Annotated in this window: 18 protein-coding genes; 6 read left to right on the top strand and 12 right to left on the bottom strand. The window is 67.5% G+C overall.

Annotation, left to right across the window (positions count from 1 at the left end; translation table 11 throughout):
- Positions 1 to 82 precede the first annotated feature (82 nt).
- Positions 83 to 1687, top strand: coding sequence for a GMC family oxidoreductase (locus tag AC3IRM_RS04220; protein WP_489205006.1), 1605 nt, complete (start codon positions 83 to 85; stop codon positions 1685 to 1687).
- On the opposite strand, the gene AC3IRM_RS04215 is transcribed toward AC3IRM_RS04220, so the two are convergent.
- The 3 genes from AC3IRM_RS04215 to AC3IRM_RS04205 form a co-directional block, all read right to left on the bottom strand.
- A complete protein-coding gene (locus AC3IRM_RS04215; protein WP_489205005.1) occupies positions 1684 to 2571 on the bottom strand; it encodes a DMT family transporter in 888 nt (295 codons plus the stop codon). The two genes, AC3IRM_RS04220 and AC3IRM_RS04215, sit on opposite strands and share 4 nt — an antisense overlap.
- A gap of 77 nt (positions 2572 to 2648) precedes the next feature.
- Entirely contained in the window at positions 2649 to 4541 is a 1893-nt protein-coding gene (locus AC3IRM_RS04210) for a M48 family metallopeptidase (RefSeq protein WP_489205004.1), read from the bottom strand.
- Between the two features lie 165 nt (positions 4542 to 4706).
- Positions 4707 to 5312 (bottom strand): LemA family protein, encoded by a 606-nt coding sequence (locus AC3IRM_RS04205; protein WP_489205003.1) that lies wholly within the window; start codon positions 5310 to 5312, stop codon positions 4707 to 4709.
- A gap of 82 nt (positions 5313 to 5394) precedes the next feature.
- On the opposite strand from AC3IRM_RS04205, the gene AC3IRM_RS04200 reads away from it, so the two are divergent.
- Entirely contained in the window at positions 5395 to 6819 is a 1425-nt protein-coding gene (locus AC3IRM_RS04200) for a serine hydrolase domain-containing protein (protein ID WP_489205002.1), read from the top strand.
- Positions 6820 to 7163: 344 nt separating this feature from the next.
- On the opposite strand, the gene AC3IRM_RS04195 is transcribed toward AC3IRM_RS04200, so the two are convergent.
- The 8 genes from AC3IRM_RS04195 to AC3IRM_RS04160 form a co-directional block, all read right to left on the bottom strand.
- On the bottom strand, positions 7164 to 7712 hold the full coding sequence (locus tag AC3IRM_RS04195) for a hypothetical protein (RefSeq protein ID WP_489205001.1): 549 nt from the start codon (positions 7710 to 7712) through the stop codon (positions 7164 to 7166).
- Positions 7713 to 8558: 846 nt separating this feature from the next.
- Positions 8559 to 8954: a glycine cleavage system protein GcvH gene (gene gcvH / locus AC3IRM_RS04190; RefSeq protein ID WP_159678074.1), complete on the bottom strand. Its 396-nt coding sequence runs from the start codon at positions 8952 to 8954 to the stop codon at positions 8559 to 8561.
- 70 nt (positions 8955 to 9024) lie between these two features.
- Entirely contained in the window at positions 9025 to 10122 is a 1098-nt protein-coding gene (gene gcvT, locus AC3IRM_RS04185; RefSeq protein WP_489205000.1) for a glycine cleavage system aminomethyltransferase GcvT, read from the bottom strand.
- A gap of 244 nt (positions 10123 to 10366) precedes the next feature.
- Positions 10367 to 10798, bottom strand: coding sequence for an NfeD family protein (locus tag AC3IRM_RS04180; protein ID WP_489205831.1), 432 nt, complete (start codon positions 10796 to 10798; stop codon positions 10367 to 10369).
- A gap of 10 nt (positions 10799 to 10808) precedes the next feature.
- Complete coding sequence (locus AC3IRM_RS04175; RefSeq protein ID WP_310151444.1) at positions 10809 to 11780, bottom strand: SPFH domain-containing protein; 972 nt, start codon at positions 11778 to 11780, stop codon at positions 10809 to 10811.
- A 201-nt stretch (positions 11781 to 11981) separates the two neighbouring features.
- On the bottom strand, positions 11982 to 12194 hold the full coding sequence (locus AC3IRM_RS04170; RefSeq protein WP_489205971.1) for a hypothetical protein: 213 nt from the start codon (positions 12192 to 12194) through the stop codon (positions 11982 to 11984).
- Positions 12195 to 12336: 142 nt separating this feature from the next.
- Positions 12337 to 12543, bottom strand: a complete 207-nt coding sequence (gene hemP / locus AC3IRM_RS04165) for a hemin uptake protein HemP (protein WP_489204999.1) — start codon at positions 12541 to 12543, stop codon at positions 12337 to 12339.
- Between the two features lie 346 nt (positions 12544 to 12889).
- A complete protein-coding gene (locus AC3IRM_RS04160; protein ID WP_489204998.1) occupies positions 12890 to 13861 on the bottom strand; it encodes an aldo/keto reductase in 972 nt (323 codons plus the stop codon).
- Between the two features lie 100 nt (positions 13862 to 13961).
- Between AC3IRM_RS04160 and AC3IRM_RS04155 the strand changes: the two genes are divergently transcribed.
- The 4 genes from AC3IRM_RS04155 (at position 13962) to dusB (ending at position 18533) form a co-directional block, all read left to right on the top strand.
- Positions 13962 to 15095, top strand: a complete 1134-nt coding sequence (locus tag AC3IRM_RS04155; RefSeq protein WP_489204997.1) for a GGDEF domain-containing protein — start codon at positions 13962 to 13964, stop codon at positions 15093 to 15095.
- Between the two features lie 92 nt (positions 15096 to 15187).
- On the top strand, positions 15188 to 16483 hold the full coding sequence (locus AC3IRM_RS04150; RefSeq protein WP_489204996.1) for a NupC/NupG family nucleoside CNT transporter: 1296 nt from the start codon (positions 15188 to 15190) through the stop codon (positions 16481 to 16483).
- A 48-nt stretch (positions 16484 to 16531) separates the two neighbouring features.
- Positions 16532 to 17482 (top strand): ribokinase, encoded by a 951-nt coding sequence (locus AC3IRM_RS04145; protein ID WP_489204995.1) that lies wholly within the window; start codon positions 16532 to 16534, stop codon positions 17480 to 17482.
- Between the two features lie 55 nt (positions 17483 to 17537).
- The gene (dusB, locus tag AC3IRM_RS04140) at positions 17538 to 18533 is read left to right on the top strand and encodes a tRNA dihydrouridine synthase DusB (protein WP_489204994.1); all 996 of its coding nucleotides are present in this window, start codon (positions 17538 to 17540) and stop codon (positions 18531 to 18533) included.
- A gap of 21 nt (positions 18534 to 18554) precedes the next feature.
- Here dusB and AC3IRM_RS04135 read toward each other — a convergent pair whose 3' ends face one another.
- Positions 18555 to 19613, bottom strand: coding sequence for a metal-dependent hydrolase (locus tag AC3IRM_RS04135; RefSeq protein WP_489204993.1), 1059 nt, complete (start codon positions 19611 to 19613; stop codon positions 18555 to 18557).
- Positions 19614 to 19624: the final 11 nt, after the last annotated feature.

Genomic DNA, 19624 nt, shown 5'->3' with positions numbered 1-19624 from the left:
CACCCGGGCGTCGACCAGCACGTCGCCCGCACGGGTGGTTGCGCGGAGCATATGCTCTAGCCCCCTTGCCTACCTTGCCGCGATGCCTCCCCGCCCTGCTCCTGTCTACGACTACATCATCGTCGGCGCCGGTTCCGCCGGCTGCGTGCTCGCCCACCGGCTCAGCGCCGATCCCGGCGTGCGCGTGTTGCTGCTCGAAGCGGGCCCGAACGACACGCATCCCTTCATCCACATGCCCGCGGGCTTGGCGAAGCTGGTCAACCGCAAGGGCGTGAACTGGGACTACGACACCGCGCCCGAGCCGCAGCTCGACAACCGGACGCTGTGGTGGCCGCGCGGCAGGGTGCTCGGCGGTTCGAGCTCGATCAATGCCATGTGCTACATCCGTGGCGTCGCGGCGGACTACGACGACTGGGCCGCACAGGGCGCGCAGGGCTGGTCCTGGGACGACGTGCTGCCGTGGTTCCGCAGCAGCGAAGGCAACACGCGCGGCGCCGATGCACTGCATGGCGACGACGGTCCGCTGACGGTGTCCGACCTGCGTTACGTCAACCCGGTCTCCCGGATGTTCATCGAAGCCGCGCAGCAGGCGGGGCTACCGGCGAACGACGACTTCAACGGCCCGCGACAACAGGGCGTCGGCCTGTACCAGGTGACCCAGCGCGATGGTGCGCGATGTTCGGCGGCAACCGCCTATCTCGATCGCGACACCCGGGCGCGCCCGAACCTGACCATCCAGACCGGCGCGGTCGCCAGCCGCGTGACGTTCGAACACGGGCGTGCGACGGGCGTGGTGTATTCGACCGCGCGCGGCGCGTTCCACCAGCCGGCGACGCGCGAGGTGCTGCTGTGCGGCGGGACGATCAACACGCCGCAGCTGCTGATGCTCTCGGGCATCGGCCCGGCGGACGATCTGCGCCGTCAGGGCTTGAAGATCGTGCTCGATGCGCCCGGCGTCGGCGGCAATCTGCAGGACCATCTCGATATCTGCACCCTGTTCCATGCGACGCAACGCATCACCTACGACCGCGCAAGCGATGTCGCGATCGCGTGGGATTACTTCGCGCGCGGCCGTCGCGGTCCCGGCACCAGCAACATCGCCGAAGCCGGCGGCTTCTACCGCTCGCCGCTGGCGCCCGACGACCGCGCCGACATCCAGTTCCATTTCGTGCCGGCGATGCTCGACGACCATGGTCGCAATCGCCTGGCCGGCGACGGCTACACCCTGCACGCGTGCTTCCTGCGTCCGCGCAGCCGCGGCCGTGTCACCCTCGTCAGCAATCGCATCAGTGACAAGGCGCGCATCGAGGCGAACTACCTCAGCGATGCCGATGGATTCGATCTGAAGATGATGGTCGAGTGCGCGCGGATCTCGCGCACGATCCTGTCGCAGGCCGCGTTCGACGGCATCCGCGGCGCGCCGATCTTCCCGGCACGCAACGACCTCACCGATGCCGAACTGGCCGATTTCGTCCGCGCGAAGGCCGAGTCCGTCTATCACCCGGTCGGCACATGCCGCATGGGCGGCGATGACGCGGCGGTGGTCGACCCGCAACTGCGCGTGCGCGGCGTCGAGGGCCTGCGCGTCATCGACGCCTCGGTGATGCCGACGCTGCCCGGCGGCAATACCAATGCACCGGTGATCATGATCGCGGAGCGGGCTGCCGCCGCGATCCGCGCGGGCTAACGCACCGCGGACACAGCCGGTCGCGTCACCAGCCACACCCCGATGGCCGCAAGCGCGAAGCCGCCGAGCTTGAGCACAGTGAGATGCTCGCCGAGCACCCAGCTGCCGAACACGGCCGTCACCGGCGGCATCAGGAAGAACAACGCGGCGACGCGCGTTGCCGCGCCCCGCCGGATCAGCACGAACAGCAGCGCGAACCCACCGAGCGAGTTGACCACCACTGTCCACAGCATGGGCAGATAGAAGTCGGACGCGTGCGCGAAGCGGAACCCCTCCAGCCAAAGCGCACCGGGCAGCAGGACGGCGGTCGCTGCCAGGTTCTGCACCGCCAGCCCCGCACGCAGATCGCCCAGCGAGGCAAACCGTTTCTGGTACACGGTACCGACGCTGATCCCTACCAGGCCGATGAGCAACGCGAGCCACGCAGCCCATCCGGTTGCGCCGTCGATGCGATCCACGACCACCAGTGCCACGCCCATCAGGCCGAGCAGCAAACCGGCCCACTGGATCGGCGCCAGACGTTCGTCACCGCCGGCTACCGCCAGCACTGCCACCACCATGGGCATCGTGCCGATGACAAGCGCTGCCACGCCGGCGCTCGCCTCCCAGGACAAGGCCAGATACACGCCGCCGAACTGCAGCGCGAGCATCAGCACGCCGGTCACCGCACTGTGCAGGAGCGATCGCGCATCGCCCCATGACACGCGCGCGGCCAGCGCGAGGCCCGCGAACACGAGACCTGCCAGGCCGAAGCGCCAGACGAGTGCCGTCAACGGCGCCGCGTGGTCCACCATCAGCTTGCCGGCGATGTAGCCGGTGCACCACAGCAGCACGAACGCCGTCCCGAGCGTGGTGTGCGACGCGCCAGGACGCGGTTCGGTCATTGCGGATTCCGGTCAGGCGGTACCGTCATCCTCGACCCCCGGCGCATGCGCGTCACTGCGACCTTCGGCGAAGCGGCTCAATGCGGAAGCTGTTCCAGCGTCGGCGGCAACGGGCAATGCAGCACGCCGCAGATCGTGCGCAGCAGTTCGGACTCGGCGACGCTGACCAGGCCGTCGTGACTCACAGCCGCGGTGATCGCCTCGACCATCACCTGCTTGGCCAGCGGATCGAGCGCGTCGAGCGGCTCCCACACATCGTCCAGCGCCTGCACGCCGCCGGCCGGCGGCGCGTAGGGCACGTGATCGCGCGGCAGCACGCGATGCATGCCAGCGAGGTAGGCACGTTGCGCGGCGGCCTTGTCGCCGGGATTGCCGGCCTGCGCGACCACGGCCAGCAGCGTCGCGAATTCCTGCTTCACGTTGCCGGGCTTGCGGCGGCCGAACCGGATGTGACGTCCGGGATCCAGCGTCTCGCGCAGCTGCACTTCCAGCAGCCGGCCGAGGCAGTACTCGAACAGCGAAACCCGCGCATCGGCGTGCACCACCGCGTGCACGGTGTCGAGAAACGTCGCCAGTTCCGGGCGGGGGCGCCGACGCAGCACCGGGAACGCCAGCGCGGCCAGCGGCATGCGCAGCATCGGGTGCAGCGCCAGCAGGTGGGTCTCGCGCAGATGCGCCGCTTCCGTCGCCACCGACGCGCCCATGCGTGCGACGATTTCGGTGTGCTGCCGACCGCGCACGGCATCGCTGTCGTCGAACAGCAGTGCGAGCACCAGCGGCATCGCCGCTTCGCGATGCGTCGCGACGTCGTGCAGCGGATCGCTGATGGCGGTGACCAGCGCATGCGCGCGGGCGTAGTCGTCGTCGTGCGGATGCGCGACCTGCGCCGCAACCATCGGCGGCGTGACCGCCAGCGCGCGCTCCCGCTGCGGCAATGCCTCGCCAGGCGCGACCAGGCCCAGCGCCACGTCTTCCTGCAGGCCGTCGGGTGGCGTCGCCATCCACTGCTGCTGCAGACGCGCCAGCTGTTCGGGACGAAAGCCGGGCTCCAACGCCTGGATGCGCTTGATCAGCGGCGGGTGTGTGGCGAACAGGCCGCTCAGGCCCACACCGTCGCCGAACAGCATGTGGCTGACTTCCTCCGCATCCTCGCGATGCGCCAGGCGCGAGCCGCTGTCGAGCCCGCCGATCTTCTTCAACGCACCGGCGATGCCCGCCGTCTGCCGGGTGAACTGCACCGCCGATGCATCGGCCAGCACTTCGCGCGAACGGCTGACGCCGGCCTTGATCATGCGGCCGAAGAACATGCCGAGGCTGCCGACCGCCATCGCCGCGAGTGCACCCACGATCACTACGATCGTCGCGCTGTTCCGGAAGCCGCGGCCGTGGATCAGGATCTTGCGGCCGATGATCCCGATCATCAGGATGCCGAACAGCACGCCGATCAGCCGGATGTTGAGCCGCATGTCACCGTTGAGGATGTGGCTGTACTCGTGTGCGACCACGCCCTGGAGTTCATCGCGGTTGAGCCGGTCGAGCGCGCCGCGGGTCACCGCGACCACGGCGTCCGATGTCGAGTACCCGGCCGCGAACGCGTTGATGGCGGCTTCCTGCTCGAGCACGTAGATCTTCGGTACCGGCACGCCGGACGCGATCGACATTTCCTCCACCACGTTGCGCAGCCGTCGCAGTTGCGGATCGCGCGTGTCTTCCGCCACCGGCACGCCGCCGAGCTGCTGGGCCACGGTGTCGCCGCCGCTGCGCAGCGACGCGATGCGGAACAGCGATCCCAGGCCGATCACCGCGAGCGTTGCCACCGCAGCCGCCAGCAGCGGGCCGGGGCGCGGACCGACGATCAGCAGGACCAGCACGCCGACCATCAGCACGATGCCCAGCACCGCGAGCGAAAACAGCGCGATCAGTCGTGTGCTGTTGCGCCGCGCCTGGGCCTGGCGTTCGAAGAAGTTCATGCAGAGGCCGAGATTGGTAATGGGGACATTCGTCCGTTGAAAGCCCTGACTGAAAGAAGCGAAGGCCGGCAGAACACGTGCCCGCCACGCGCCACCCGACGTGCCGGTGGCGCGCACCTGCCTCTGCGCTTTCGAAGCACCAATCCCGAATCACCAATCACGGCTTCAGAACGACACCTTCGGCACCTCGCGCACTTCCGCGCGATCTGCCGGAATGTCGAGCAAGGCCGCTTCCTTGAAATTGAACATGCCGGCGAGGACGCTCGAGGGAAACACCTCGCGCTTGTTGTTGTAGGCCATCACCGAATCGTTGTAGGCCTGACGCGCGAACGCGACCTTGTTCTCGGTGCTGGTCAGCTCCTCGGTGAGCTGCATCATGTTCTGGCTGGCCTTGAGGTCCGGATACGCCTCCGACACCGCGAGCAGACGACCGAGCGCGCCGTTGAGCATGCCCTGCGACTGCGCGAGCTGCGCCATCGCCGCCGGATCGCCGGGATCGGCCTTCGCCGCGGACAGGCCGGCCTGCGCCAGGTTGCGCGCCTGTGTCACGGCTTCGAGCGTCTCGCGCTCGTGGCTCATGTAGCCCTTGACGGTCTCGACCAGATTCGGAATCAGGTCGAAACGGCGCTGCAACTGCACGTCGATCTGGGCGAACGCATTCTTGTATGCATTGCGGGCGGTGATCAGCCCGTTGTAGATCCCGACGCCCCACAGCGCCAGACCCGCGGCCACGACAACGAGCAATACCAGCAGGATCAACGCGCTAGCCATCAAACTTCCCCTTGTTCATGCAATCCATTACACAGGCGCTATCATCGCCGCAGCACCAGAGCATACGCAGGGGGCAGGTCCGATGAAAAGCCGACATCCGTATCGCCGGCCGCTCGTCCGGCTGGGTCTCATCGGCCTGCTGCTGCCTGCTGCACTGGGCTCTGCCGCACAGGCGCCGACATCCACCGATGTCATCGAGAACGAAAGCGAAGACGAGATCACGGCGATCGTGCCGCTCGACGAGCAGGCCAACCGGCCGGCCATCGTCAGCCGCGAGGACGCGGTCAAGCCGCAGCCGCGCGTGCCCGGTCAGGACAAGCCGCTGGCATCCACGTTCGACGTCACCTTGCTCGAGGCGATGGCCCAGGATCTCGTCGCCAACCAGCGCGTGCCGGGTCTCGCGATGGCGATCGTGCATAAGGGCCAGATCCTGAGTGCGCGCGGTTACGGCATCACCGACGTCAAGGCAGCCGAACCGGTCGATGCACACACCGTGTTCCGGCTGGCGTCGCTGTCGAAGTCCTTCGCCGGCACCGTGACCGGCATGCTCGTGTCCGAAGGCGCGCTGCGCTGGGACAGCCACATTGTCGACTACCTGCCGTCGCTGCGGTTCTCCGATCCACTGGCCGCGCAGCAGCTCACCGTCGCCGACGTGTTGAGCCATCGTGTCGGTCTGGGCCGCAATACCTACGATCGCGATATCGAGCGCAACGCCGACTATCACGATCTCGTGCAGCGTCTCGCGGCCGCGCCGATGAGCTGCCAGCCGGGCAACTGCTACGCCTACCAGAACGTCGCTTTCAGCCTGGTCGGCGACGTGGTGTTTGCGACGTCCGGCCAGTTCTTCAGTGAGGCTGTCTCGCGCAGGATCTTCAAGCCGCTCGGCATGAACGACGCGAGCTACGGGCTTGAAGGGATCCAGGCGAGCACGCGCTGGGCGAAGCCGCACGTGCGCGCCGGTGGCGGCTGGACATCGCTGATGCCCAAGCCCACTTACTACCGGCTCGCGCCGGCCGCCGGCGTCAATGCGAGCATCAGCGACATGGCGCAGTGGCTGGTTGCGCAGACCGGTCATCGCCCCGACGTGCTCCCCGCGCCTTTGCTGGCGACGCTGCAGGCTCCGATCGTCGGCACACCGCCGGAGATGCGCAATTCGTCGTGGCGCCGCGATCGGCTCGACGCCGCGGGCTATGGCCTGGGCTGGCGCGTCTACGACTACGCCGGCCAGCGCGTGGTCTTCCACGGCGGTGCCGTGCAGGGCTATCGCGGCCTGATGGCGATGATTCCCGACCGTGATTTCGGCATGGTGGTGTTGTGGAACAGCGAGAGCAGCCTGCCCTCCGGCCTGCTGCCGACGATCCTCGACCGCGCGATCGGTCTGCCGCCGCAACGCTGGCTGGATGTCGATCCCAACCTCGAGACGCTGCATGCGCAGCGCGCCCCATCGCAGCCCTCGACGCAGTCGGCCGGCAGCACCACCCACCGCGCGGCGGCGACGCCGGAGTAAACGCGGTCGGCACTCCAGAGATGACGGGGCCGCCTTCGGGCGGCCTTGTCCGTTTCTACGTCTGCGCTTTCGCGTGCGCGCACTGTGCGTCACGGACCGTGTGAGCCCTCCCGGTTCGCTGGACCCGGGATGCCTGCAATGTACGTCGCTCGAAGCGGGGCGATGGTGTCGCTTCGCTCTGTCCCTGCGTCATGCGGCGATCCGTCAACGCGGCCCCCAGTAAAACGACCGGATACTTGTTCGCCTGGGACTGCACACTCGAGCCCCTGACGACAGGCCAAAAAAAACGCCTCCTCCGCCTGGGCACGCGGAGGAAGCGCTTTCGATGACGAATTGAAGCTACGTCAGATCAGCGGCGTCGGCATCTGCGGAATCACGACCGGCGCGGACTTCTTGGTGCGCTTGGCCGGTGCACGCTTCTTGGTGGCGGCCTTCTTGGTTGCAGACTTTTTGGTCGCAGCCTTCTTGGTCACTGCCTTCTTGGTGGCGGCCTTCTTCGTGGCCTTCTTGGCAGTCGACTTCTTCGCAGTCTTCTTGGTTGCGGACTTCTTGGTCGCCTTCTTCGCAGTCTTCTTGGCAGTCGACTTCTTGGCAGCCTTCTTGGTGGCCTTCTTCGCTACGGACTTCTTGGCGACCTTCTTCTTGGCGACCTTCTTGGTGGTCTTCTTTGCTGCCTTCTTCGCAGTCTTCTTGGCAGCGACCTTCTTCTTCGCGACCTTCTTGGTGGCCTTCTTCGCCGCCGGCTTCTTCTTGGCGACCTTGGCGACCTTCTTCACGACCTTCTTCACAGCCTTCTTGACCTTGCTCACCACCTTCTTGGCGGTGGTTTTCTTCGCGGTCTTCTTGGCCGCCTTCTTGGCAGGCGCTTTCTTTACGGCTTTCTTCGTGGCCATGGAATGGCTCTCCTCGTCAGTGGACTTGCAGGTACAGCGGCCCAGTTCTCAAACGGCACGCGGGAGTTGGACCCGCGCACAACCGCCGACGCGCACCGCGCATCGGACCGGATTCGAAGGGTGGGTCGTCGACTGCACGACATCGCCCCGGCAAAGCGAAACCTGCACGCGCCAACACTGTCGCGGAGGTCTGGAAAAGGGTTGGGAGATTTCGCAGCGGAGACGACGCCCGCATCCACCGTGTGATGTTCCTGGCAGAGGTTCGAGTTGTGCTGCGCGCTGGTGTCGTGGTTCGACTCACTCGTTTCGGTGCGGACGTGTGTTGCGGCGAAACCTAAACACGGTTTTTTCCACTGTCAACAGGTCGCCGCACTTTTTTTTCCGCACCGTCTCCATGCGTGCGGGGCAAAGCGTCGCTGCGCCACCCGGCATATGAGTCGATACGACACACGACTGCAAACATCGCGCGCGAAACGCCGTCGCAAAACATCATAAAAAAAGGCACCAATACATCGTGGTACTTCCGAGACCTGTTTTTCGGCGATGCGCGAACGCGCATTCTCGGCGTGGTGAAAAAACAATCACCCACCCCACCGCAACGTAAATCTCGCCGTGATGCATGCGCCGCGTTTGCGCGGTTGCGGGATCGGTTTGCGCGAAAAATGCGCGGCCTTCGAACGCGTCGAACGATGCGCGCGTCGTGCTTCGAAGTACTCGACGGGTCATGCAGTGGCGCGCTCGCGCGACGCCGCCGTCACGTCGAAGAATCGGAACGGCCGAAACGAAAACCGGCGCGTTCCTCTCGGAACGCACCGGTCGATGTGCAAGACGGTTGGCGCGAAGACGTCAGTCTTCTTCGCCCTCGAGCTGCTCGGCATAGTCGTCGGGCGCCAGCAGCTCGTTGAGCTGGTCGGGCTCACTCAATTCGACGACGAACAACCAGCCTTCGCCATACGCGTCTTCGTTGATCGTCTCCGGCTTGTCGGCAAGCGCTTCGTTGACCGCGGTGATCGTGCCCGACACCGGCGCGTACACATCGGAAGCAGCCTTGACCGACTCGACCACGGCCACGCCGGTACCGGCCTGGATGTCGTCGCCGACGGCGGGCAGTTCGACATAGACCAGGTCACCGAGCAGGCCCTGGGCATGGTCGGAGATGCCGACGGTGACCTTGCCGTCACCTTCGATACGGACCCACTCGTGGGACTTCAGGAATTTCAGGTCACCAGGGATTTCGCTCATGGTCGGCTCCGGGGAAAACGTTCGATCGGGAAGGTGGCGCTAGTGTAACGACGATGCCGAGTGACGCGCATCAGACGCCGTCTGCCGGCTGTCCGTTTTTCACGAACGGGAACTTCACCACGCGCACCGGCACCTGGCGTCCGCGGATATCGACGGTCACCTCACCGGGGTCGCCCGCCGGCACGCGCGCGAACGCGATCGCTTTGCCGATCGTCGGCGAGAACGTGCCCGACAGGATCTCGCCGGCGCCGTTCGCGGTCGCCACCGTCTGGCCGTGACGCAGCACGCCCTTGTCGTCCATCACCAGGCCGATCATCTGCCGGGGTGCGCCGTCGGCCTGCGACTCGAGCAGTGCGCGGCCGTTGAACGCGCGACCTGCGTCGAGCGCGACGGTCCAGCCGAGCGCGGCCTCGAACGGCGACACGGTCTCGTCCATATCCTGGCCGTAGAGCGCGAGCCCGGCTTCCAAGCGCAGCGTGTCGCGCGCGCCGAGACCGGCCGGGGCGACGCCGGTTTCGTGCAGCGCGGTCCACAGGGCGACCGCGTGCGATTCGCCGACGACGATCTCGAAACCGTCCTCGCCGGTGTAGCCGGTGCGCGCGACGAACAGATCGCCGAACGCGGTGCCCTCGAGCGCGGCGGCGGCGAAACGGCCGAGCTTGGCGACGGTCTTTCCGTTGCCCTCGCCGAGCAACGCGGCGACCGTGTCGCGCGCATGCGGGCCCTGCACGGCGATCATCGCCAGTTCGGGACGCTCGGTCACGGCGACATCGAAGTCGGCCGCCTGCGCGGCGATCCACGCCAGGTCCTTCTCGCGCGTCGCGGCGTTGACGACGAGGCGGAACCAGTCGTCGGCCATGAAGTAGACGATCAGGTCATCGACGATGCCGCCCTCCAGCGTGAGCATGCAGGTGTAGAGGGCCTTGCCCGGCACCTTCAACTTGTCGACCGAGTTGGCGACGAGACGGCGCAGGAAGTCGCGCGTGCCCGCGCCACGCAGGTCGACGACGGTCATGTGGCTGACGTCGAACATGCCGGCGTCGCGGCGGACGTGATGGTGTTCCTCGATCTGCGAGCCGTAGTTGAGCGGCATGTCCCAGCCGCCGAAATCGACCATGCGTGCGCCGAGCGCACGGTGGGCATCGTTGAGGATCGTCTTCTGCGTCATCTGGCCGGCTCGCAAGCGGAAAACCGGAATTATCGCAGGTTGGCCATGCCAGTCGCGGCGGATCGGTCGCAGCGATGTGTCAGACGGCGCGCACTGCGCCTGATGGGGCGACCGATAACCGGGGTCGCCTCACTCGACCCCGCCGGCCCGGCGCCGCGCGTAAATCGTCAGACGATTCGTGCGGCAGTGCCGCGCGCAATCTGATCGCATTCACCCCCGCATGTGGGGGCCGGCCCAGTCCGACTCAGGCCGCTTCGACGTGCAGGTTTACGCCGTCGGTGCCGACGATGCGCACCGACGCGCCCGCCGGCAGGTCCGGACCTTCGGCCACCCAGAACGCATCGCCGATCCGCACCCGGCCACGCCCGGCGACAATGGCCTGTTCAAGCGGCAGCACCCGCCCCACGTGCTGCGAGGCACGGCGGTTGAGCGTGGGGTGGTCGCTCTGGCGCTCGCGGCCGCGGAACCATGTGCGGTAGACCAGCACCGATACGAAGCTCAACACGACGAACAGCGCGACCTGGACCAGCACCGTCAGGCCGGGCACGAACAGCGTGACCAGGAACACCGCCGCGGCAGCGAATCCCATCCACAGCAGGAACGCGCCCGGCACCAGGGTCTCGGCCGCCATCAGCAGCAGTGCGACGGCGCCCCAGCTCACGACATCCCAGCGCAGCCACTCCATGTCAGAGGCCTGCGCGCGAAGGCGGCGGTGGCGGCACCACCCGTGCGGGCGCTGCCTTCTGGTTGCTCAGCGCTTCCTTGGCGAGCTCGCCGATACCGGCGATCGAACCGATGAGTCCGCTGGTCTCCATCGGCATCAGCACGAACTTCTGGTTCGGCGCCGTCGCGAGCTCCTTGAACGCCTCGACGTACTTCTGCGCGACGAAGTAGTTGATCGCCTGCACATCGCCCTGGGCGATCGCGTTGGACACCATCTCGGTCGCCTTGGCCTCGGCCTCGGCCAGGCGCTCGCGTGCTTCGGCCTCCCGGAATGCCGCTTCCTTCTCGCCTTCTGCCTCGAGGATCGCGGCCTGCTTCTCGCCCTCGGCGCGCAGGATCGCTGAACTGCGGTGGCCCTCGGCCTCGAGGATCACCGCACGGCGCTCGCGCTCGGCCTTCATCTGCCGCGCCATCGAATCGATCAGGTCGCGCGGCGGCTGGATGTCGCGGATCTCGATGCGCGTGACCTTGATGCCCCAGGGGTTGGTGGCCTGGTCGACGACGTTGAGCAGCTGCGCGTTGATGGTCTCGCGGTTGCTCAGCGATTCGTCGAGATCCATCGAGCCGATCACGGTGCGGATGTTGGTCTGCACCAGGGCGATCGTCGCGATCTCCAGGTTCGAGACTTCATACGCCGCCTTGGCCGCGTCCAGCACTTGGAAGAACACGACGCCGTCAACCCGCACCACCGCATTGTCACGGGTGATGACGTCCTGGCTCGGCACGTCGAGCACCTGCTCCATCATGTTGATCTTGCGGCCCACGCCGTAGACGATCGGCACCAGAAAATGCAGGCCCGGCGTCATCGAGTGCGTGTATTTGCCGAAGCGCTCGACCGTCCACTCGAATCCCTGCGGCACCATGCGCACGGTCTTGAACAGCACGATGACGCCGGCGAACGCCAGCACCACGGCGAGAAACAATCCGGTTCCCATTGATCGACCCCTTTTCGGGCGGCTGATGCCGCTGACTTCGAGTATAGGCGCAGGGGTGTCGCGAACCGGTCTGCGGAAGCACCCTGCCCTCACTCCAGCCGGACAGGTCGGGCGGTGCAGAAGGTCAGGCTTCGGCGGACATGACTTCGAGCGGTACGTGATCGGCACGACAACCGCTCACAAGCGCGGTGAGCCAGAGCATCAGTCACGCGGCGTGTTGACCCGTTGCGCGAACACCGCATCGATCTGCGCGTCGCGGATGCTGCGGCCACCCTGCACGGCCTGCGCCCGTTCGAAGAACGGGACGACCTGCGCCATGTGTTCGACCTTCGTCTTCGAGTGCACGCCGTGGACTGCGGCGATGGCGACAGTGGACGACAGGCACAGGGACACGGACAGCAGGCTGGGACGCATGGGCGCTCGCGGAAAGTGGATCGGCGAACTGGCGCAAGCGAACGGTTCGCGAAGGCAGGCGGCCTCGGGAGAGAGAGAGAGGACGACACGGCGCGTACACCGCGCGATCCATCGGGACCGGGCGACCACGCGGGAGCGCGGATTACTTGGTGAGGATCAGCTTGTCGTTGCGGGTGTGGCGCAGGCGATAGATCTCGTTGCCATGGCGGATGCGCAATTCGCGCTGGCCGCGCAGCAACTGCACGCTGTCGAGTTCGATGACCTCGGCGGCGCGGGTCAACGGATGGACATTGCCGGACTCCGTGGCGTCACGGGGCGCGGATGCATCCTGGAATTGGGACATGCGCATGTCGGGAACCTCCGATAGGGGACCCCGATGATAGTGATTCTCATTCGCTAGTCAACAGCGGATGGCGAGTGCTCTCAACCACGGCGTGTGTCGCACGCCCCGCTCTTCGAGTGGTTGGTGGATGCGAACGTCCAGTGCGAGATCGACCCATGTCGAGCGCGGTCGGAAGCGCGATGCGCATTGATACCTGCAACGCCCGGCCATCCACGGGAACCCGATCCTTTCCTCTTCCCCGACCCGTTCGGCCCCGCGCAGCGCGCGGGAGGACGCTCGGCCGATGACGCGCGCGCATACAACGCAAGACTCAAGCGTCGCGCCAGATCCAGGAGCGCCTCTCAGAGCGCACTCACCCCGTCACCGCCTCCACCCGCCGCCACACACTCTCATCGAATCGCCCGAGCAGCTCCAACGCCTGCAGGTTCTCAAGCAGTTGCGACACCCGGCTCGCGCCCAGCAGCACGGTCGAGACATGCGGATTGGTCAGGCACCACGCGATCGCCAGCGGCGCAGGCGCGACACCGAGTTCGTCGGCGAGCGCGGTGAAGCGCGCCGCTCGCGCGACACGGTTCGCCTTCGCATCGCCCAGCACGCTGCCCTGCAGCCATTCGAGTTGCGGTTGCGCGAGGCGACTGTCGGCCGGCACGCCGTCGGCGTATTTGCCGGTCAACAGGCCGGAGGCCAGCGGCGACCAGATCGTCGTGCCGAGTCCGAGTTCGGCATACAGGGGCGCGTACTCCAGCTCCACGCGTTCGCGGCGCAACAGGTTGTACTCGGGCTGCTCCATCGTCGGGCCGTGCAGATGGTGCGCGCGCGCGATCTGGGCGGCCTCACGGATCAGCGCCGCCGGCCATTCGGATGTGCCCCAGTACAGCACCTTGCCCTGACGGATCAGCGCGTCCATCGCCCACACGGTTTCGGCCACCGGGGTTTCGGGATCCGGACGATGGCAGAAGTACAGATCGAGATGTTCGACCCGCAGTCGCTTCAATGCCGCGTCGCAGGCATCGCGCACGTGCTTGCGCGACAGTCCGCGCTGGGTGGGACGCGGATCGGCGGCCGCGCCGAAGAACACCTTGCTCGACACGCAGTACCCGTCGCGCGGCAGGCGCAGATCGGCGATGACATCGCCCATGACCTGCTCGGCCACGCCGTTGGCGTAGCCCTCGGCGTTGTCGAAGAAATTGACGCCGTGGTCCCACGCGGCCGCGACCAGATTGCGCGCTTCGCTGCGGCCGATCTGGCTGCCGAAGGTGACCCAGGCCCCGAACGACAATGCGGACAGCTGCAGGCCGGACGAACCGAGGCGGCGGTACTGCATGGGAACTCCTGGGTCGGGCGGATGCGGTGGCCAAGTATGCCCGCCGTGTGCGGAAGACCGCCCGCGCTATGCTGCCGCAGCTGCCACAGGGACCGTCTTGATGCGCGCACCGCAACGTACCCGGCAGGGCATCGTCGCCACGCTGTTCGGCCGCGCCGACGAGGTGATGCTCGAACTCGGCGCCGGCGGCGAACTCATGGTCGCGCGCGTCCGCGCCCTGCTGTCGTTGCTGATCCTGCTGCTGCCGCTGATCGCCGCGGGTGGCGGCCACGGCACGCGGACGGTCGTCGTCGGCCTGGTCCTGGCGGTGTTCGGCAATCTCATGGCGCAGGTGTGGCTGGCACTCGCCCGTCGCCAGCGCCGGCATGCCTGGCTGCCCTACGCGACCGGCAGTTACGACGTCAGCATGACCACGCTGGTGCTGGTCCTGCTGGCGACCCGCGAACCGGCCGCCGCGCTCAACAGCGTGGTGGTGTGGAACTTCTACATGCTGGCGATCGCGCTCACCGCGCTGCGCAACGACGGACGTCTGGCGCTCTACGTCGGGGGGCTGGCGGTCGCGCAGTACGCGGTCCTGGCGATCGCATTGATGGCCGGCACCGGCGAGGCACGCCCGGCGTCGCTGGGTTATGGCGTGTCCTCAGTCGCCGGACAGGTCGAACGCCTCCTGTTGCTGGCGATGATGACGGTGATCGCCTGCGCCATCGTCTATCGCATGCAGCGCCTGGTGGATCTCTCCGGCCGTGACGGCCTGACCGGCCTGCCCAACCGGGCATGGCTGCTGCAGCACGCACCACGGCAGCTCGCCGACTCGCGTCGCGAGGGCCGCTCGCTGACGCTGGGCCTGCTCGACCTCGACGGCTTCCGCCGGATCAATGCCGATGCGGGCCCGCGCGCCGGCGACCGCGCGATCCGCAGCGTGGCCCTGCGCCTGCAGACGATGCTGGAAGACGACGAGTCGCTGTCGCGGATCGGCGGCCAGGAGTTCGTGCTGCTGCTGCGCTGTCCGGCCGGCAGTGCCTGGGAGCGGCTGGACCGTCTGCGACGCGAGATGTGCATCCAGCCGCTGGTCGTCGACCGCGAGGGTCGCCCGCTGCCGCTGAGCTTCAGTGCCGGCCTTGCCGCATTCCCGCCCGATGGTGGCGACGTGTCGGCCCTGCTCGGTGTGGCCGACCGCCGCCTGCAGCAGGCCAAGCGGGCGGGGCGCAACCGCGTGGAAGCGCGCGACGCCTGAACGACGGCGTTTTCACGGGCCCTGTGGTTGCCCGGGCCGCCCTGCTGCACTAGGCTGCGCGACTCGACGAAGGGCCCGGGGGCCACGCGACCATGGATTTCCTGCTGCGGGCCGGATTCGGCCTGTTTGGTCTTGCCGTGCTGCTCGGCATCACGTGGCTGTTCTCCAACAACCGTCGCCTGGTTGACTGGCGTCTGGTCGGCATGGGCCTGCTGCTGCAGGTCGTGATCGCGTGCGTGGTCCTGCTGACGCCCTGGGGCGCGAGCGTGTTCGACACGCTGTCAGGCGGCTTCGTCCGGTTGCTCGGCTTCACCACCGAAGGCGCGCGTTTCATCTTCGGCGACTTCAGCGATGCCGGGAAGTTCGGCTTCGTGTTCGCCTTCCAGGTGCTGCCGACGATCATCTTCTTCGCCAGCTTCATGAGCGTGCTCTACCACATGGGCGTGATGCAGAAGATCGTCCAGGGTATGGCCTGGGTGATCACCAAGGCGATGCGCGTCTCCGGCGCTGAAACGCTGTCGGTCTGCGCGAATGCCTTCATCGGCCAGACCGAGGCGCCGCTGGTGGTGCGTCCGTACATCGCCGGCATGACGACCTCGGAGCTGCTGACGCTGATGGTCGGCGGCATGGCGACGATCGCCGGCGGCGTGCTCGGCGCCTACGTGCTGTTGCTGGGCGGCAACGATCCGGCGCAACAGGCCGTGTACGCCAAGCACCTGATCACCGCCAGCGTCATGGCGGCGCCGGCGACACTGGTGATCGCCAAGATCCTGGTGCCCGAGACCGGCGTACCGCAGACCCTTGGCGCAGTACGCGTGCACGTGGAAAAGACCACGGCCAACGTCATCGACGCGGCCGCCGCGGGCGCGGCCGATGGCCTGAAACTCGCACTGAACGTCGGCGCGATGCTGCTGGCCTTCATCGCCCTGATCGCCCTGCTCAATGCACCGCTGGTGTGGATGGGCGAAGTGACCGGTCTGCAGACGCTGCTCGGCCGTCCGACCGATCTCTCGGCGCTGCTGGGCTGGACGCTGTCGCCGCTCGCCTGGCTGATCGGCGTGCCCTGGGAAGATGCCGCCACGGTCGGCGGCCTGATCGGGACCAAGGTCGTGCTCAATGAATTCGTCGCCTACATGCAGCTCGGTGAAATCCTGCAGGGCAACGTGGCGGGCGTGACGCTCGGGCCGCAGGGCGCGCTGATCGCGACCTATGCGCTGTGCGGCTTCGCCAACTTCAGTTCCATCGCGATCCAGATCGGCGGCATCGGCGGTATCGCGCCCGAACGCCGCGCCGACCTGGCGCGGCTGGGCCTGCGTGCAGTGCTGGGTGGATCGATCGCGACGATGATGACGGCGACGATCGCCGGCGTGCTGTCGGCGGCATGGTGATCCAGCCGCGGTGCCAGCACCTCGAACCGATGCACCAGGGGATGTGAAGTGAGCCATGTTGTTGTCGTCGGGTCGTTCAATGTCGACCATGTCTGGAACTGCGCCACTCTGCCGCGCCTGGGCGAAACGCTGAGCGGGCGTTACCACACCGGTCCCGGCGGCAAGGGCTTCAACCAGGCGGTCGCGGCGGCACGCGCTGGCGCCGAGACCGGCTTTCTGTGCGCGCTGGGCGACGACGACGGTGGCCGTCAGGCACGCGCGCTCGCGGAAGCCGACGGCATCGATCTGCGCGTGCACGACAGCAGCCAGCCCACCGGCACTGCCGGCATCTATGTCGACGAAGCCGGCCACAACACCATCGTCATCGGCGCCGGCGCCAATGCCGACCTCAGCGTCGCGTGGCTGGGCCGACAGGCGGAAGCGCTCACCGGGGCGCGGGTACTGTTGTCGCAGCTCGAGTCGCCGCTCGACAGCGTGCTCGAGGCGATGCGCCTGGCGCGCGCGTCCGGCACCACCACGATGCTCAACCCGGCGCCGGCGAACGCGCAGTGCCTGCGCGAACTGCTGGCCGCGGCCGACATCCTCACCCCGAACGAAACCGAGTTCGCTGCATTGCTGGAACGCCACACCAGCCATCGCATCGAAAGCGAGACGATCGCCACGACATCCGATGCGCAGTTGCACCGCCTGTGCCGCACCCTGCTGCCGCGAGGCACAGTGGTGATCACCCTCGGCGCCGCCGGCGCGTTCGTATCCCACCGCGAGGACCAGTTGCGCGGCGACGTCGCGCCGTTCTATCGCGTCGCCGCCGACAAGGTGGAGCCGGTAGACACGACCGGCGCCGGCGATGCGTTCAACGGCGCCCTCGCCGCGGCCTACGCCGCCGCGCACGCGCACCCGTTCGCCGAGCATGTGCGTTTCGCCAACCGCTATGCGGGTCTGTCGACCGAGCACGTCGGCGCCGCGCTGGCGATGCCCCGGCTCACCGCAGCCGGCTGAACGCCTCTCGCCGGCCGCGCCTAGCCGGCGTCCGCCGATCAGCGACAATGGCGCCATGCAGATCGGCCCCTACCGCATCGAACCGAACGTGGTCCTGGCCCCGATGGCCGGGGTCACCGACAAGCCGTTCCGGCAACTGTGCAAGCGGCTGGGCGCGGGACTGGCGATGTCGGAGATGACGATCAGCGACCCGCGCTTCTGGCAGACCGAGAAGTCGCTGCGACGCATGGACCATGACGGCGAACCTGCGCCGGTCGGCGTGCAGATCGCCGGCACCGAGCCGGCAATGCTGGCCGACGCGGCGCGCTACAACGTCGATCACGGCGCGCAGATCATCGACATCAACATGGGCTGCCCGGCGAAGAAGGTCTGCAACGCCTGGGCCGGCTCGGCGCTGATGCAGGACGAGGCGCTGGTCGCGCGCATCCTCGACGCCGTGGTGCGTGCGGTCGAGGTGCCGGTGACGCTCAAGATCCGCACCGGCTGGTGCGCCGAGCACCGCAATGCGCCGACCATCGCGCGCATCGCCGAAGACGCCGGCATCGCTGCGCTCGCGGTGCACGGCCGCACGCGCGACCAGCACTACACCGGCACCGCCGAGTACGACACGATCGCCGCGATCAAGGCGGCACTGTCGATTCCGGTGCTCGCCAACGGCGACATCGATTCACCGGAGAAAGCGTTGGCCGTGCTGCGCCACACCGGCGTCGACGCGGTGATGGTCGGCCGAGCGGCGCAGGGCCGGCCCTGGATCTTCCGGGAGATCGCGCACTTCCTCGCCACCGGCACGCATCTGCCGCCGCCGACGCTGAGCGAGATCCGCGACATCCTGCTCGGCCATCTCGAAGCACTGCACGCGTTCTACGGCGAGACGTCCGGCGTGCGCATCGCGCGCAAGCATCTGGGCTGGTACGCCAAGGACCGGCCCGAGAACGCGGCCTTCCGCAGCGTGGTCAACCGCGCCGAGACTGCTGAAGCGCAGCTCGCATTGACGCGTGATTATTTCGATGCGCTGGTGACCGGGGACGTCCGGCCGACACTCGCGGCTTGAGCCTGCCCGTTCTACGAAGCGTCAGTGACTGCCCACCGCCTCGCCAGTGTCGACGGTGTCGAGACCCGGCGCTGCCGGCTCGTGCCAGATCCGCGCCCAAGTCGCGTTCCAGGTTTCCGAGATATCGCGCGCCATCGGCGCCTGCGTTGGCGGTATCGATTGCCAGCGACCCGCTGTGCGCTGTGCGACCGCGAAGCGGAAGAAATAGTCCGGCTCGTTGCCCATACGCAGGTCGCTGAGCTGGAGGCGCTCTTCGACAACCGCCGCGCCCATGAAGCCGTGGTTGAACCACGCGAGTCGTTGCACTGCAGGCAGCCCGGCGTTCTCGCGCAGCGCGGCGACATCGGAGGAATAGGCGGCGAACTGCATCGGACCGCGATCGACTGCCAGCGAGCGGAAGCCTTCGACGTAACCGTCATCGGTCATGGCAACCACGCGCCAGAGCAATGTGTTGGCCGGCATCGGCACCGAGAACCGGGGCGCATCGCCGAGGCCCATCGCGACCAGCGCGCGATCGGCCTCCCGTTCGACCAGGCCTTTCGCGATCAACGACCAGCCCAGATACGCCGTGCTCAGCACCAGCCCTGCCGCGATCAAGCGACCGGCGATCAGGCGCGGACCGGCGAACGCGGCGCACAGCACACCGATCAGCAGCCACACGGTGTAGAGCGGATCGATGATGAAGACGCTCGACCACATCGCCGGCGGCGGCGTCAGCGGCCACCACAGCTGTGTCCCGTAGACGGTGAACGCATCGAGCAGCGGGTGTGTGATCAGCGCCAGTGCGATCGCCCAGAACCAGCGCGCCGGCGATGCGGCGACGCGGCCCTTGCCGAAGCGCTTGAACAGCCACCAGATCGCTGCGGCGACCAGCGGCAACACCAGCAGCGAATGCGTCAGCCCACGGTGCATGGTCATGCGCAGGACCGGGTCGTCGGTCATCAGCGCGATCGGAATGCCGTCCAGGTCCGGCAGGGTGCCGAGTACGGCACCGGCCGCGAGCGCGGCGCGGCGATGGGCGGCAGGCACGATGGCGGCGGCGACCGATGCGCCGAGGACGATCTGGGTCAGGGAATCCATCCGCAGATGCT

It is taken from the genome of Luteimonas sp. KH_071, assembly GCF_057838005.1.
This window is presented reverse-complemented; position numbering and strand designations above follow the sequence as displayed.

Bases quoted from the DNA above. Each gene is read 5' to 3' on its own strand.
- AC3IRM_RS04220 (WP_489205006.1), top strand. From the start codon at position 83: ATGCCTCCCCGCCCTGCTCCTGTCTACGACTACATCATCGTCGGCGCC.
- AC3IRM_RS04215 (WP_489205005.1), bottom strand. From the start codon at position 2,571: ATGACCGAACCGCGTCCTGGCGCGTCGCACACCACGCTCGGGACGGCG.
- AC3IRM_RS04210 (WP_489205004.1), bottom strand. From the start codon at position 4,541: ATGAACTTCTTCGAACGCCAGGCCCAGGCGCGGCGCAACAGCACACGA.
- AC3IRM_RS04205 (WP_489205003.1), bottom strand. From the start codon at position 5,312: ATGGCTAGCGCGTTGATCCTGCTGGTATTGCTCGTTGTCGTGGCCGCG.
- AC3IRM_RS04200 (WP_489205002.1), top strand. From the start codon at position 5,395: ATGAAAAGCCGACATCCGTATCGCCGGCCGCTCGTCCGGCTGGGTCTC.
- AC3IRM_RS04195 (WP_489205001.1), bottom strand. From the start codon at position 7,712: ATGGCCACGAAGAAAGCCGTAAAGAAAGCGCCTGCCAAGAAGGCGGCC.
- gcvH (WP_159678074.1), bottom strand. From the start codon at position 8,954: ATGAGCGAAATCCCTGGTGACCTGAAATTCCTGAAGTCCCACGAGTGG.
- gcvT (WP_489205000.1), bottom strand. From the start codon at position 10,122: ATGACGCAGAAGACGATCCTCAACGATGCCCACCGTGCGCTCGGCGCA.
- AC3IRM_RS04175 (WP_310151444.1), bottom strand. From the start codon at position 11,780: ATGGGAACCGGATTGTTTCTCGCCGTGGTGCTGGCGTTCGCCGGCGTC.
- AC3IRM_RS04170 (WP_489205971.1), bottom strand. From the start codon at position 12,194: ATGCGTCCCAGCCTGCTGTCCGTGTCCCTGTGCCTGTCGTCCACTGTC.
- hemP (WP_489204999.1), bottom strand. From the start codon at position 12,543: ATGCGCATGTCCCAATTCCAGGATGCATCCGCGCCCCGTGACGCCACG.
- AC3IRM_RS04160 (WP_489204998.1), bottom strand. From the start codon at position 13,861: ATGCAGTACCGCCGCCTCGGTTCGTCCGGCCTGCAGCTGTCCGCATTG.
- AC3IRM_RS04155 (WP_489204997.1), top strand. From the start codon at position 13,962: ATGCGCGCACCGCAACGTACCCGGCAGGGCATCGTCGCCACGCTGTTC.
- AC3IRM_RS04150 (WP_489204996.1), top strand. From the start codon at position 15,188: ATGGATTTCCTGCTGCGGGCCGGATTCGGCCTGTTTGGTCTTGCCGTG.
- dusB (WP_489204994.1), top strand. From the start codon at position 17,538: ATGCAGATCGGCCCCTACCGCATCGAACCGAACGTGGTCCTGGCCCCG.
- AC3IRM_RS04135 (WP_489204993.1), bottom strand. From the start codon at position 19,613: ATGGATTCCCTGACCCAGATCGTCCTCGGCGCATCGGTCGCCGCCGCC.